The organism is Streptococcus gallolyticus subsp. gallolyticus DSM 16831 (genome assembly GCF_002000985.1).
In the GTDB taxonomy this organism is placed as follows: domain Bacteria; phylum Bacillota; class Bacilli; order Lactobacillales; family Streptococcaceae; genus Streptococcus; species Streptococcus gallolyticus.
In genome coordinates this window covers 859,007-874,758 of sequence record NZ_CP018822.1, presented here as the reverse complement: position 1 = coordinate 874,758, position 15,752 = coordinate 859,007, and the positions used below count along the sequence as shown (strand labels likewise).

12 protein-coding genes are annotated in these 15,752 nt (G+C 37.9%); all 12 read right to left on the bottom strand.

The window, feature by feature from the left end:
• Positions 1–2: 2 nt before the first annotated feature.
• Positions 3–539: a F0F1 ATP synthase subunit delta gene (locus BTR42_RS04580; protein WP_009853906.1), complete on the bottom strand. Its 537-nt coding sequence runs from the start codon at positions 537–539 to the stop codon at positions 3–5.
• A complete protein-coding gene (gene atpF, locus BTR42_RS04575) occupies positions 539–1,036 on the bottom strand; it encodes a F0F1 ATP synthase subunit B (protein ID WP_009853905.1) in 498 nt (165 codons plus the stop codon). The genes BTR42_RS04580 and atpF overlap by 1 nt, the downstream gene beginning before the upstream one ends.
• Before the next feature lie 21 nt (positions 1,037–1,057).
• A complete protein-coding gene (gene atpB, locus BTR42_RS04570; protein ID WP_004231079.1) occupies positions 1,058–1,771 on the bottom strand; it encodes a F0F1 ATP synthase subunit A in 714 nt (237 codons plus the stop codon).
• A gap of 38 nt (positions 1,772–1,809) precedes the next feature.
• Positions 1,810–2,013, bottom strand: coding sequence for a F0F1 ATP synthase subunit C (locus BTR42_RS04565; RefSeq protein ID WP_003064078.1), 204 nt, complete (start codon positions 2,011–2,013; stop codon positions 1,810–1,812).
• A gap of 302 nt (positions 2,014–2,315) precedes the next feature.
• Positions 2,316–4,712 carry a glycogen/starch/alpha-glucan phosphorylase gene (locus tag BTR42_RS04560; protein WP_009853903.1) on the bottom strand — a complete coding sequence of 799 codons (2,397 nt, stop codon included), beginning with the start codon at positions 4,710–4,712 and terminating at the stop codon, positions 2,316–2,318.
• Positions 4,713–4,729: 17 nt separating this feature from the next.
• Positions 4,730–6,160 carry a glycogen synthase GlgA gene (gene glgA, locus BTR42_RS04555; protein WP_077496599.1) on the bottom strand — a complete coding sequence of 477 codons (1,431 nt, stop codon included), beginning with the start codon at positions 6,158–6,160 and terminating at the stop codon, positions 4,730–4,732.
• Positions 6,157–7,293, bottom strand: a complete 1,137-nt coding sequence (glgD, locus tag BTR42_RS04550; protein ID WP_009853901.1) for a glucose-1-phosphate adenylyltransferase subunit GlgD — start codon at positions 7,291–7,293, stop codon at positions 6,157–6,159. The genes glgA and glgD overlap by 4 nt, the downstream gene beginning before the upstream one ends.
• Positions 7,283–8,425 (bottom strand): glucose-1-phosphate adenylyltransferase, encoded by a 1,143-nt coding sequence (locus BTR42_RS04545; protein WP_009853900.1) that lies wholly within the window; start codon positions 8,423–8,425, stop codon positions 7,283–7,285. The genes glgD and BTR42_RS04545 overlap by 11 nt, the downstream gene beginning before the upstream one ends.
• Before the next feature lies 1 nt (position 8,426).
• The gene (gene glgB / locus BTR42_RS04540) at positions 8,427–10,328 is read right to left on the bottom strand and encodes a 1,4-alpha-glucan branching protein GlgB (protein ID WP_012961759.1); all 1,902 of its coding nucleotides are present in this window, start codon (positions 10,326–10,328) and stop codon (positions 8,427–8,429) included.
• 69 nt (positions 10,329–10,397) lie between these two features.
• Positions 10,398–12,710, bottom strand: coding sequence for a type I pullulanase (gene pulA, locus BTR42_RS04535; RefSeq protein WP_077496597.1), 2,313 nt, complete (start codon positions 12,708–12,710; stop codon positions 10,398–10,400).
• Between the two features lie 17 nt (positions 12,711–12,727).
• The gene (locus BTR42_RS04530) at positions 12,728–13,747 is read right to left on the bottom strand and encodes a diacylglycerol kinase family lipid kinase (RefSeq protein ID WP_012961757.1); all 1,020 of its coding nucleotides are present in this window, start codon (positions 13,745–13,747) and stop codon (positions 12,728–12,730) included.
• Positions 13,748–13,765: 18 nt separating this feature from the next.
• Positions 13,766–15,724 (bottom strand): NAD-dependent DNA ligase LigA, encoded by a 1,959-nt coding sequence (gene ligA, locus BTR42_RS04525; RefSeq protein ID WP_077496595.1) that lies wholly within the window; start codon positions 15,722–15,724, stop codon positions 13,766–13,768.
• Positions 15,725–15,752 lie beyond the last annotated feature (28 nt).

Genomic DNA, 15,752 nt, shown 5'->3' with positions numbered 1-15,752 from the left:
TTCTATTTCAAATTCATTTTAAATGTTTGTAATTGACGACGAATGCTTGTGTCGATTACTTTATTGTTAACATTAATGATAAATCCACCGAGGATTGATTCGTCAATGTTTTCAACGAGTTTTCCAGCTTTAACACCGAATTTTTCAGCAACCAAAGCTAGAATACGTTCTTTTTGTTCATCTGTTAAAGCTACTGCCGTTGTCACAACAATGTCGTGTTGATTAGTTGCAATAACAAAATCTTTTTGAACACCTTCTAAAATGTCTTTTAGGAACGCTTCTCGTTCGTTTTGTAAAATTACCTCAAGAAAATTGTTCATATATACTGAACTAGACTCTTGAAGTAACCTAACAAGTTTTACTTTTTCATCACGTGAAACGACTAAACTTGACAAAAAGTTAGCTAAGTTTGTCTCTTCAAAAACAGACAACAAAGCTTCTGTTTCTGATTGGAGTTCAGCTAAACTGTCTTTTTCAATAGCAATTTCTACGAGACTTTTCGCATATTGCTCAACAAGAGCTTGTGTCTTTTTATCCATTAGGCATCTCCTAGCTTGTCAAGATAGCTATCAATGAGATTGCTTTGAGCTTCTTTGTCAAGGTTAGTTGTCATGATTTTTTCTGCTAAAAGAACAGTCAAATCAGCAACATCACTCTTAACACTTGAAAGAGCTTCTGCTTTACTTTGTTCAATATCTTGATTAGCTTTAGCTTTCAAGCGGCTTGCTTCTTCGCGTGCTTCTGCAACGATTTTAGCCTCTTGATTTTTACCTGTTTCTTTGGCATCATCAATAATTTGTGTTGCCTCTGTACGAGCGCCAGCTAACTCTTCTTGGCGTTTAGCAGCTAATGCTTCTGCTTTTTCACGAGCAGCTTCTGCGCCATCAATATCGTTAGAGATTTTTTCTTCACGAGCTTTGAAAACTCCTGTTAATTGTTCCCAAGCAAAAATTTTAATGAGAACAAGCAAGAGAAGAAAAGAGCCAGTTACGATAATAATGTTACCAAGACTTGTACTATTGATAAGAGTTGACATAATATACTTTCTCCTTTCTTATTATTCTTCTTCGTGATTTACTTTTTTACCAACATAAGTTGATGACAACATTACAAATACGTAAGCTTGGATTGCTGAGATGAAAATTGAGAACCCTGTCCAAAGCATATTTAAAATAAATGCAAATGGTACAGCTACGATATTGTAGTGTGCAAATTGCACAAGCAAGCTCAACACAATTTCACCCGCAAAAATATTACCATACAAACGTAATGTTAATGAGATAACATTGGTAAATTCTTCGAGAATGTTCATCGGCAACATTACTGGTGTTGGAGATAAATATTCTTTTAGGTATTCTTTGATACCATTCTTACGAATACCTTCAACATGGACAACAACAGCAATCAGCAATGCTAATCCAAAGTTGTAGGCAGCGTTTGAAGTTGGAGATGACCAAAGGTTATAATCACCGACTTCAAGTTTTGTAAGTAAACCTATGTTATTGGCAATCAATAAGAAAAAGAACAATCCAAAGAAGAGGAGACTGTAATTGCTAGTATAACGTCCAAGATTAGGCCTAATGATTCCTTGAACGAACTCATATACCCACTCTAAAACATTTTGTTTTCCTTTTGGTTTTAGTTGCATATTGCGGCTGAACCAAAAAATAAGAACAAAGGCTACTAGCACCGTCAAGAGAGACATCGCGAGAATGGTCAAGTCGAACTCAATACCAAAGAATTGCGCTGTTGGATTTACAGATGTTTCCAACTCTACCCCTCCTTCTTTTTATAGATTCTTTGTTAGATTTAACCAACGAAGAATGTTGATGCAAGAAGAACGAAGAAAGTACCTTCAATAAAGGCTACCCCCATGATCATAAGGGTTTGCAATTTGCTGTACATTTCTGGTTGACGTGCAGCAGATTTAGCGATGTTGGCAACGAGGATACCTTCACCAAGACTAACCCCTAGTACGGCGATACCAAGTGCTAAGATTTTTAAATTCAACATGATATGAATCTCCTTTTAAAATTTTTTACCTCGTTATTTTAGTCCTATTTTAGGAAATTGTCAATGAAATCGCGATTTTTGGAAACGTTTTTCTATTTCATTCTTAACCTTTGTTTAGTTTTTTCAAATAAAAATAAAGAAACGACCGAAATCGCTTCTTCATTAGGGTTTTCTTCCTATTATAAATAACATTTTATGGGAGTTTTTCTATACAAACAATGTCCTAAAAAGGACTTCTTTGTGAAAACTCTATGGAAATGTTTTCATATTTTTACTAGATCAAGTAGGTAAGAACCTCATTTTTAGTTTTTCAATTGCCATATTTCTTTAGCGTATTGAGTAATGGTATCATCTGAGGTGAACTTGTCAGAATTTGCAATATTGATAAGGCTCATGCGCATCCATTGCTCTTGATTGCGGTAGAGCTGGTCAATCTTTTCTTGGGCTTCCACATAGGCTGTGAAATCTTCAAGCAAGAAATACTCATCATTGTGCGTAATCAGAGATTCATAAATTTCTGTTCCTTCACCTTGAATATTTGGAATGGTACCATTGATAAAGCTGTCAACAACACGTCGAATAATCGGATTATTTTCATAAATACTACGTGAATAGTAATCATGGCGTTCATAATGACGATAGACATCATCTTTATCCATACCAAAGATGACAATATTATCGCTGCCAACTTCATCTTTAATTTCAATATTAGCTCCGTCCAGTGTTGCCAAGGTAATGGCACCTGTCATCATAAACTTCATGTTAGAGGTTCCAGATGCTTCTTTGGAAGCTAGTGAAATTTGTTCAGATACATTTGCTGCTGGTATAATTAATTCCGCAAGGCTGACATTATAATTTTCAAGGAAAACAACTTTAAGTTTGCCATTTAAGCTACTATCGTTATTGATTAAATTAGCTAATTCATTAATCACTTTGATGACTGATTTTGCAAAATGGTAGCCTGGTGCTGCTTTTGCACCGAAAATGTAAACATGCGGTACGATATCTTTATCAGGATTGTCTTTTAAATCCCAATATTGTTTGATAATATTGAGAACATTTAACAGTTGGCGTTTATAGGCATGCAGGCGTTTTACTTGAACATCAAAGATAGCGTCTGTTGAAACTTCTATACCTGTTGTTTCTTTAATATAAGCAGCCAAACGTGCTTTAGCTTCTTGTTTAACGTGATAAAAATCATTTAAAACTTCTGGATTGTCAACAAGGTCATTAAGCTTACGCAATTCATGGATATCACTTCTCCAGCCACTGCCAATCCATTTGTCAATGGTTTTAGAAAGTGGTTGATCTGCGATTTGTGTCCAACGACGTTGAACGATACCATTGGTTTTATTATTGAATTTTTCAGGATAGAGATTATAGAAATCACGTAAAGTATCTTCCTTCAGGAGTTCTGTGTGAAGTTTAGCAACACCGTTGACAGAATAACCACCGATAATAGCTAGATTAGCCATGTGAATCAAGCCGTCTTTTACAATACGTGTATTTTCAATAATCTGAGGAGCAACGCCATCGCTTGCCATGTCTGAAACAAAACGGTTATCGATTTCAAGAATAATTTGATAGACACGTGGTAAGACTTTTTTGAAAAGTTCGGCATCCCATTTTTCGAGAGCTTCTGCGAGAATGGTATGGTTGGTGTAACTCATTGTCTTTGTTGTAACATCCCAAGCGACATCCCATTCAAGGCGATACTCATCAACAAGCAGACGCATGAACTCGGCAGGTGCGACAGCAGGGTGAGTGTCATTGATATGAACAGAAACTTTTTCATGAATTTTTTCCAATGGCAACCCTTGTTTGAGGTATGATTTAATGATTGTTTGCAATCCAGCGCTTGTCATAAAGTATTCTTGCACCAAGCGTAATTGTTTCCCTTCGTAGCTTGAATCGTCTGGATAAAGGATAGAGGTAATGTCTTGAACACTTCGACGGTCAGCAATTGTTGGGTAATCGAGCTCGTATTCTTCTGGAATTTCGACATCCCAAAGGCGTAGATTATTGACAATATCATTTTGATAGCCGAGTTGCGGAACATCATATGGCACCGCACGCAAAATTTGAGCATTGTTGTAAACTGGGCTAAGTTTGCCGTCCTTATCAGCCTGCAAATACACATCACCAAACAACTTGACTTCAACGGTATCATGGTCTTTTCGGGTTTCCCAAACATTTCCGATAGAACCAAACCATGAATCTGGCAATTCAACTTGGTAACCATCAACAATGCGTTGCTTAAATAAACCGTATTTGTAACGCAAGCCATTACCAAAACCTGGATAACCTGTCGTTGCTAGTGAATCCATGAATGCTGCCGCTAAACGTCCTAAGCCACCATTTCCTAATGCCATATCATGCTCTGCATTTTTCACAGCGTCAAAATCAACATTCAATTCAGCAAAAGCTTCTTTGACAATATCTAAAATACCAAGATTCAGTAAATTAGTTTCAAGCATGCGTCCTGGTAGAAATTCAATTGAAAAATAGTAAGCAACTTTTTCATGATTTTCAGAAATTTTTCGGTTGCGTTCTAGCCAGAGAGGTGTGTAATATTTGCGTACCGTTTGAGCGAGTGAGGTAAAAAGTTCCGCAGGCGTCGCATCGGGGACTTTAATCAATTGTTCTTCGTGGAGTGTGTCTTTAAAATCGCGAATAAATTCTTCTTTTGTTAACTTCATGTTAATCCTTTTCTTGATTAATCTAATTGTTCATACAAATCTTCATAAGCTTTACTTGCGGTATCCCACGAAAAATCAGTTGTCATCGCATTTTTTTGCAACATTGACCAATCTTCTTTATTGCTATAATAGAGGTCAACAGCTTTTTCTACCGTTCTCGTTAACCAGTAACCTGAAAAGTCTTGGAAACCGAAACCTGTTCCAGTTTTTTCATATTGGTTATAAGGGCTAACGGTGTCACGTAAGCCACCAACTTCATGTACCAACGGCAATGTTCCATAACGCATTGCCATCATTTGTGACAATCCGCAAGGTTCAAAAGCACTTGGCATAAGGAAAATATCGCTAGCTGCATAGATTTGTTGGGCGAGTTCAATATCAAAGGTGATATTGGCTGACATTTTATCTGGGAAAGCACTGCCAAACCAAGCAAAGCTATTTTCAAATTCAGTATAACCTGTTCCTAAAAGCACGACTTGTAGATCAAAATGCAAAATATTATTAAGCTCATTGACCACCAAATCAAAGCCTTTTTGGTCTGTTAGACGAGATACAATTCCAATCAAAGGAACGTCATCACGAACAGGTAAACCAACACGTTCTTGAAGAGCTCTCTTATCTTTAGCTTTTCCAGACAAATCCTTGACAGAAAAATGTTCAGGAATGTGTGGGTCTGTTTCTGGGTTGTACAAATCGGTATCAATACCATTTGTGATACCAATCAATTTGCCACTTTCCATGCGCAGAATTTGGTCCAAACCTTTACCAAAAGCAGGTGTCATGATTTCTTGGGCATATGACGGTGAAACAGTCGTCACACGGTCTGAATATAAAATTCCCCCTTTTAGCCAATTAAGACAGTCATTCCAACGTAGTGTACCGTCAGCATAACGTTCATAACCGACACCAAATAAATCGCCAAGCATGCCAGAGTCGTATTGACCTTGGAATTCCAAATTATGAATGGTCAAAACGGTTTTAATATCTTTATAGGCATTAATCCAGTGATATTTTTCTTTTAGTAAAAACGGAATCATGGCAGTATGGTAATCATGAACATGGACAACATCAGGGATAAAGTCAACTTTTTCCATTAACTCAATAGCTGCTAATTGGAAGAAAGCAAAGCGTTCTCCGTCATCCCAATCACCATAAATATGACCACGATAAAAATAATATTGGTTATCTAAAAAGTAGAAAGTGACATTTTCTTTAACAATGCGTTTAACACCAACATACTGATGACGCCATCCTACTTCTGTGTAATAATACAAAACATCTTCGATTTGATCGCCGAATTTGGCGTCAATCATATCATAATAAGGGAGAACAACAGCAACTTCATTGCCATTTTTAACAAGAGATTTAGGCAATGCCCCAATGACATCACCTAATCCTCCTGTTTTAGCAAATGGAGCTCCCTCCGCTGCTACAAACAAAATTTTCATTGAATTACATCCTCAGTTACTTCTAAACCTTTTTTAATAACAATTGGATTTTCTTTGCTACCACGAATAACAACTCCTGGAGCAATGACAACATTTTTATCGACAATAGCATTTTCAATGACTGCCCCTTCGCCAATTGTTACTTTTGGAAAGAGGATACTGCCGATAACACGTGAACCTGATGCAACATGGCAATTTCTGGAAACGATTGAGTATTCGACGTCTCCTTTTATAATACTACCAGATGCAAATTGAGAATTCTTAATGTTTGATTCTTCGGCAAAATAGGTTGCCTCTTCATTTTTAACTTTAGTATAAACCTTTTGGTTAGAATAGAGAAGTGAATAGAATTTTTGAGTATTGAGCATATCCATATTGGCATCGTAATAAGATTTGACTGAGCAAATATTAGAAAGATAACCAGTATATTCAAATGCTAAAGCATTATTTGAAACGATTAATTCACGTAAGAGATAACGAAGCTTGCGTGGTTGGTCTTTTTGAGCTTCTTCTTCCATTTTGGCGATGAGCCATGGTGTGTCAATAACATAAATGTCAGCTGACATTTTTTGCAAGTCAAGACTGTCATTAACATCTGCTCTTCCGACAACATGGTCTGTTTCGTCAATTTCTAAAATTTCATTTGCTTCTGAAATGCTTTCTTTTGGCATTTTCTTATAAACAACAGTGATTGGTCCGTCGTTGTTAACGTCGTGCAGATGAATGACTTGTTCCAAGTCGATATTACACAAAATATCACAGTTCATGTAAACCGTTTGGTCACTACCAGAGCGTTTCAGGTAAGTCAAAACTTGTTCATAGTAATCTTTGTCTGCAAATTCACTATCGTTACTATTATTGTAAAATCCTAGGAAATAGTGGCTTAACAAGGTATTAAGTCCCCATTCACGACCGCTTCTGACATGGTCAAAAACTGAACGAATATTTTGACCACGGAAAATCGCATAAATGCTACGGATGCCCGCATTAGCAAGATTTGACAATTGGAAGTCAATCAAGCGATATTTTCCGTCAAATGGCAAATTTGCCAAAGGACGCTTTTCAGTTAACGTTGACATATCGTGATAGCCCACTGCATTTCCCAAAATCGCAGTATATTTATCAATCTTCATTTGGCACCCCCACTACTTCATTATAACCAACAACTTGTACTTCTTTGCCTGTTCCGTCAATTTCAACACCATCACCAATGACAGCATTTTCGCCAACGATTGCACGTTTAATTTTAGCCCCTTCACCAATAATTGCGCCACTCATGATGAAAGAATCAGTGATTTCAGCATCTTTCTTAACCTGAACATTCGTTGAAAGAATAGAATGGTTAACTTTTCCTGAAACAAAGCAGCCGTCAACAACGAGAGAATTTTTCACGCTGGCTTCTTCAGTGATAAAGTTTGGTGGTGCGATAAGGTTTTTAGAGTAAATTTTCCAAGAACGGTCACGACTGTGCAATTCGTTGTCTTCGCCAATATATTCCATATTAGCTTCCCAAAGTGATTCAATGGTTCCAACATCTTTCCAGTAACCATCAAAATTATAAGTGTAAACACGGTCACCAGCTTCGAGATAAGCAGGAATGACATTTTTACCAAAGTCAGACATGTCAACATTGTTCTTTTCAGCATTTACAAGCACTTCACGCAAACGTTGCCAATTGAAAATATAAATCCCCATAGATGCTTTAGTAGATTTTGGATGTTCTGGTTTTTCTTCAAATTCAACAATGCGATCGTTTGAGTCTGTGTTCATAATACCAAAACGACTTGCTTCTTTAAGCGGTACATCAATAACCGCAACAGTCAAACTGGCTAAATTATCTTTATGTGTCCGAAGCATGTCATCATAATCCATCTTGTAAATATGGTCACCAGATAGAATAAGGACATATTCTGGGTCAATGGAATCAATATAATCAATGTTTTGATAAATAGCATGACTTGTTCCTTCAAACCAACGATTACCTTCAGTTGCTGAGTATGGTTGAAGAATAGTTGCTCCTGAGTTAATCCCATCAATACCCCAGTTCGAACCATTTCCAACGTGGCTATTTAATACTAACGGTTGATATTGTGTAATGATACCAACATTATCGACTCCTGAGTTAGCACAATTTGAAAGTGCAAAGTCAATAATACGATAACGTCCACCAAATTGAACAGCTGGCTTTGCAATGTTTTGTGTCAATTTTCCAAGACGTGTTCCTTGTCCCCCTGCGAGGATGAGTGCTAACATTTCATTTTTCATTCTATTTTCCTTTCTTAGGAATCTGTTTTGCCAAACGTCGTTTTATTTTCCATATACTGGCACCGAGTGCAGGTAAGGTGAAACTTAACGTATGATGGTAATTCTTCCAAAGTCTATCTTGTGTGCGAGCTTGGAGATTATGTTCTTTCCAGACACCACCAAATTCTTCCATTTCTGTATTCCAAACTTCTTCGTAAATGCCTGCAACTGGAACTCCAATTGTAAAGTCTTTACGTTCAACGGGCACCATGTTAAACACACAAATTAACATATCGCCATCTTTGTTTTTACGAATGAAGGATAGAACGGTCTGGTCAGTATTGTCTGCATCAATGATTTCGATACCGTCATAGCTATCATCTATTTGCCACAAAACATTGTGCTCTTTGTAGAATGCATTCAGTTGACTTGTGAAATCTTGCATTTTCTTGTTTAAGTCATCTTCCAAATTAACCCATTCTAGCTGATAGTCATATTTCCATTCAAGGAATTGACCAAATTCGCTTCCCATAAAGAGCAATTTTTTGCCTGGATGACAGATTTGATAGGTATAAAGATTACGAAGCCCAGCAAATTGATTGTAACGGTCACCCCACATTTTATGCATTAAACTTTTCTTACCGTGAACCACTTCATCGTGTGAGAATGGTAGGATAAAGTTTTCAGAAAAAGCATACATAAAACTAAATGTGACGAGATTAAAATCATACTTACGATAAATGGGATCTTCTTCATAGAATTTCAAAATATCATTCATCCATCCCATATTCCATTTATAATCAAAGCCGAGTGCATCGTATTCAATAGGACCTGTAATTTTAGTGTCACTGGTACTTTCTTCAGCAATCATCATGATATCAGGATAAAAGCTTTTCAAAACGGCATTTAGTTTTTGTAAGAAATAATACCCCTCATAATTACGGTTACCACCATCTTTATTTGGTGTCCAAGGTCCAATATCATAGTCACGATACAGCATGTTACTTACGGCATCCACTCGAATACCATCTAAGTGATAATAATCTATCCAAAACTTGGCACTAGAAATTAAGAAAGACTGAACTTGATTTTTTCCAAGGTCAAAATTTAGAGCGCCCCAACCACGGTTATGAGCTCGGTCTTCATCCTCGTACTCAAACGTTGGCGTTCCATCAAAATAAGCCAAAGCATCATCATTAATCGTAAAATGTCCTGGAACCCAATCCACAATGACACCGATATTATTCAAATGACAAGTTTCAACGAAATTTTGGAAATCCTCTGGCGTTCCATAACTATGCTCGAAAGCAAAGTACCCCATTAGTTGGTAACCCCAACTCATCCCAAGCGGATGTGCCATTAACGGCATGAATTCAACGTGCGTGTAATTCATCTTAACCAAATAAGGAATCAATTCTTCTGTTAATTCCTTAAATTGATAAGGACGACCATCATCATGTTGTTTCCATGAACCTGCATGCACTTCATAGATATTAACAGGACGATTACGGAAACCGAAACGTTTGCGTCGCCCTAACCAAAGTGCATCTTTCCACTTCTTTTCTGGAAAATCTGTAAGAACTGCTGCTGTCCCTGGTCGCTTTTCGAAATAAATAGCAAATGGGTCTAATTTTTCAACTTCTTGACCAGTCGAACGTTTTACAAGATACTTGTAAAGTTGATTTTCTTTAGGTAAATCCGTAAAAATTTCCCATACACCTGCTTCGTTGCGTTCCATAGCAAGCGGATTTTCTCTCCATTGAGTGAAATCACCAATCAGATGAACAGATTGAGCGTTGGGTGCCCAGACTCTAAAACTGTAACCTTCGGTACCATTACGAGTTTCTTTATGAAAGCCAAAGTAATGTTGCGCATGAAAATTTTCACCCGTTCCAAAAGTTCTCAGTGCCTCTTTCGTGTCCATCATATCACCCCTCCCTTTTATTTATTAAATATAAAGCTCCAGAAAAGCAAAAATAGCCCTAGAATAGGGCTATTTCTCGATTTCAAAGATCGAAACAGACAAAGCTTCAAGCTTATCATTTTTATAATGTAAGCGCTTTATATTTGTAATTATTATAGCATATTTAGAAACGTCTGTCATGTAGTTTTCAAGATTTTTTTCATTTTCATTAAAAATAATACGATAGTTTTTTTCACCTAAAATGTCAAAAACAACGATACCATCGTAATCATTGGCTACATGAACATAAACATGGTCTCTTATTTCTTTATAACTTTGATAAGAAAATGCGGGATTGGTGCGTTTTAAATGAATAATTCCTCTCATAAAAGCAATCGTTGCATGGTGTTCTGTCACATTATCCCAATCAATCTGATTGACACGATCAGGGGCATTGTAGCTATTCATCGCCAATTGTTTGTCTGAAGAGGTTAATTGTCCATTATTTCCTGTTGGGTACAATTTTGTGCGTAGAAATTCTTGACCGATTTGCATAAAAGCAACACCTTGCATCAAAACATTCATCGCTGAAGCCATTTCAATTCGTCTAGTGTGCGTTTCTTGGCTATCATCAGGGTGCAATTCCCACATCAGGTCATTTAAATTGTAATTATCGTGAGCTTCGACATAATTAATGACTTGATTCGGTGTCAAATATGATGACAATTCATCACTTCCTAAAACACCTTTGGCAATAATGCCTTCAGTTGCGGCACCTGAAACAAAACCATGCTTGAATTGCCCATAGACTTCTGCTCCTTTTATGCCGTCTCGAACATTATCGTTGAAAAATCCAATATTTGGCATTCGATAAGCATTGTCTTTTTTGGCTTTTTGTTCTGGCAAAAGTCCTGTTCCCATGTCCCAGCCCTCGCCATACATCATCAAACGTGGGTCAATATCATCTAGCACTTGACGAATGGCATTCATTGTTTCAATGTCATGCAAGCCCATTAAATCAAAACGAAAGCCGTCAATATTGTACTCATTCACCCAGTACAAGACAGAATCAATCATGTACTTGCGAAACATTTCTTTTTCGCTGGCTGTTTCATTCCCACAACCCGAGCCGTCTTGGAATGAACCGTCAGCATTCATTCGATAAAAATAATCTGGAACCGTTAATTGGAAAGCAGAATTATAGGACGAATAGGTGTGATTATATACCACATCCATAATGACTGCAATGCCCGCATCATGGTAAGCTTGAATTAATTGTTTTAATTCCAAAATCCTATTTTCTGGTTTATGCGGTGCCGTTGAAAAGCTAGCTTCAGGAACGTTGAAATTTTCAGGGTCATATCCCCAGTTATAGGCATAATTTCCGTCGGCATCGAAGATCTGATGATGGTCAAAAATCGGCTGTAATTGAACATGGCTAATGCCTAATTTTTTCAAATAATCAAAACCTGTCTCATCACCATATGAATTATGCGTGCCAGATTGACACGCACCTAAAAATTTACCACGATATGATTCAGCAACTCCTGAAGTTGATGATTTTGAAAAATCACGAATATGTAATTCAGTAATCACTGCTTGGTTAGGATTATCTAGTCGCCAGTAAGCTTCCTTACCCTGTTTGACAGAAAATCCTTTGGGATTTAGGTGTTCTGGGGCCAAAATAACGGAACGTCTACCGTTTGCCGTAGTGGCAATAGAATACGGGTCACGTGTATCTTGAAATGTCTTATCACGATAATAAACACGGTAAGCATAAGCTTGGTAATTCAAATCATGCTCAATGGTCGCAAACCAAACACCGTGCGTATTATAGAGGTGATTATCCAGATTGATAATGTCACCGCGTTCCATTGGGACGATATAATCAATACTTGATTTATCGTCGGTTGTTTGATAGAAAACCAAATCAACCTTAGCTGCCGTTGGCGCCCAGAGACGAAACTCGGTTTTTTCTTTTTGGTACTGATAACCAAGCCACCCTTGAAATCCCCATTGATAATCAAAATACTGATAATTCATTGCCATATCAAAGGCATGACTATCACGATGACTATAATAATGACTAGTGATTGCCGCTTGATGTGAATAATAAAGCGTATCATCCCCCTCTACAATCCATACTTCTGTCTTAGGGACACCACTATTGCGTTGAATTCTAAAATCTCTTGTCTTGATGGACCAATTATGATTTTTGACAATCACATAAATGTGCTCCAAAAAGAATGGACTATCTATCGTTAGATTTCCTACTAAGCCAAAACTATCAAATCCTGAGAATTGACTGTCTGTTCCTTCATGAAAGTCAATCCATTTCCACAAACTATAGTCAAAATAATTGCCATGCTGGCTATGATAATGAACGATAACTGTATTTTTCATAGGTTCGCCCTCAATTTCTATTCTTCTGAATTGAGCTCATCAACTTCCTGTGTGAATTTTTGGGCAATAGCTTCCAAAGCTAAATCTTCTTGATTCCAAACGAGCGCATCATCTGAAATTTCATCTGTATTAGCAAAGAATGTGATGTGATTTTTGAGATTACGGAGCTTAATTGGAGCGTCACCACCGTACTCACCGTCCAAATTAATCATCATCTTCTTATCAGATAACGGTTCGATTTCCAAGAAATCAGTCTTAATATACTCGATACGTTTGTCACCAATGTGTTTTCCGCCGTCTAATACCAAACGAATCAAACGTAAAATTTCAATCAAGTTAGCTGTCTTAACCAAAATCAAGGTGAATTTTCCGTCGTCTAGCTTAGCATCTGGCGCAATTTGTTCAAAACCACCGACTGAATTGGTAATGGCAGCGAAAATCATTGAAACGTCGCCTTCAAAAGTACCTTTTTCGTGTTTAATACGAACGGGAACCGTACGAATTCCTGGTAGCAATTCAACACCTTTTGCCAAATAAGCCAAATACCCAAACATTGTCTTTAATTGGCTTGGCACACTATATGTTAATTCTGTGAATGAGCCTGCGGCAGCAATATTGATGAAATACGTATCTTCACGCGCTTGTCCAATATCCATTTGAATGGTTTGATTTTTACCAATAATCTTAGCAGCTTCAACTGGATTACCACGTGGAATTTTTAGAGCGCGCGCGAAATCATTGGTCGTTCCCGTCGGAATAATAGCCATTTGAGGGCGTTTAGAAAGCGGAGCAATCCCGTTGACGACTTCGTTGATTGTACCGTCACCGCCAGCAGCAATCACCAAATCAAATCCAGCTTCTGCGGCACGTTTAGCCTCATCACGAGCAGAATTTGGCTCTGGTGTTGTCTGAAAAGCTGATGTTTCATAACCAAAACCTTCTAAAACATCTAGCACTTCTGCCACGTTTTTCTTCATGATTTCCTGACCTGAAGTCGGATTGTAGATTAAACGTGCACGTTTTTGTTTCTTAGCCATAAAAATACCTCAACTTGTTTATAAACTTTCTAACCAAGCTTCATCGCGAACATCAATTCCTAAAGCTTGGGCTTTGGTCAATTTTGAACCTGCATCTGTACCTGCGACAACAATGTCCGTCTTTTTGGACACGCTGTTGGTCACTTTTGCTCCTAAATCTTGCAGTTTTTCTTTTGCTTCGTTTCGTGTTAAACGTTCCAATTTTCCAGTCAAAACAACTGTTAAACCTGCTAATTGAGCATCTTTTGAAACTTTTTTACCAAGATAAGCAAAGTTGACACCTGCATTTTTCAATTCATGCAAGAGCTCTGTCGCTTCTTTTTTGGCAAAATAGCTGCGCAATGAGTTAGCAATAACTGTTCCCAAACCGTCGATACTAGCAATGCTGTCAGCATCCGCAGCAACCAACTGATCAATCGTTTCAAAAACTTCCAACAATTGACGACTAGCCTTGGCACCGACATGACGAATTCCCAGTCCAAAAAGCAATTTATCAGCTGAATTTTCCTTAGAAACCTGAATGGCATTGTAAAGTTTTTCAGCAGATTTTTCCTTAAATCCATCCAAGCTTAGCAAATCTTCCACCGTTAATTGGTAAATGTCTGCGACATCATGAACCAATTCTGCTTTGAAAAGTTTCTTAACGATAGAAGGTCCTAAACCTGTGATATTCATGGCATCACGGCTGGCAAAATGCGTTAAACGTTCTTGAATTTGACTTGGACAAAGCGGATTGATACAACGTAAAGCCACCTCATCTTCATAGTGAATCAACTCACTACCACAAGACGGACAGCTTTCAGGGATCGGCATTGGTACTTGCTTATCACGTTTGCTATCAACAACATGCAGCACCGCTGGAATAATATCTCCCGCCTTATAGACGATAACCGTATCGCCAATGCGAATATCTTTTTCAGCAATGTAATCCACATTATGCAAAGTCGCACGGCTAACCGTTGTTCCTGCTAACTGAACAGGGCTAAGATTAGCGGTTGGTGTCACCACCCCAGTACGTCCAACAGTCCAATCAACCGAAAGAATTTCTGCTTCTTTTTCCTCAGCCGGGAATTTATAAGCAATTGCCCAACGAGGCGCCTTGACCGTAAAGCCAAGTTCTTCTTGCATAGCAAGACTATTGACCTTAATAACAATACCGTCAATATCGTATGGTAAATTATCACGCTCAGCGGCTACTTCTTGGATAAATTTCCAGATGTCTGCCATTGAAGATGTCGTGATACGTCGCGGATTAACCGAAAAACCATAGCGAGACAATTCTTCTAAAACATCATTTTGCGTTGTCATACTAGTTGATGCCACTTCTTGATAAAGAAATGTTGCCAAATTTCGCTTAGCAACAACTACTGTATTTAACTGACGTAATGTCCCTGCAGCCGCATTTCTCGGATTCGCAAATTCTGTCTGACCACTATCACGACGTTCCTCATTGATTTTATCAAATGACGCCTTTGGCAAATAAGCTTCACCACGAACTGTAATGTTAAGTGGCTGTGCCAATTTATGAGGAATGTCCTTGATACGTTTGACATTTTCAGTGATATTTTCACCAACTGAGCCGTCACCACGAGTGGCACCGACTTGCAACACGCCATCAACATAAACTAGTGAAATTGACAAACCATCAATTTTCAGCTCTGCCATGTAAGAGGCATTGGGAAATTCAGCTTTCACACGACGGTCAAACTCCTCTAATTCCTCACGTGAAAAAGCATCTTGCAAGCTATAAAGCGGTGTTTCATGCTGATATTTTTCAAAACCATCTAAAACAAGCCCACCCACTTCTTGCGTTGGACTATTTGGCAAAATCAACTCTGGATGAGCTTTTTCAAGCTCGACTAACTCGCGATAAAGCTTGTCATATTCGCTATCTGAGATCGTTGGTTGGTCCTCTGTGTAATACTCTTTTCGGTACTGGTTGAGCTCATCAACCAATTCTTGAATACGTTTTTTCATATTACTATTTTAACATATCTGGTAAAAA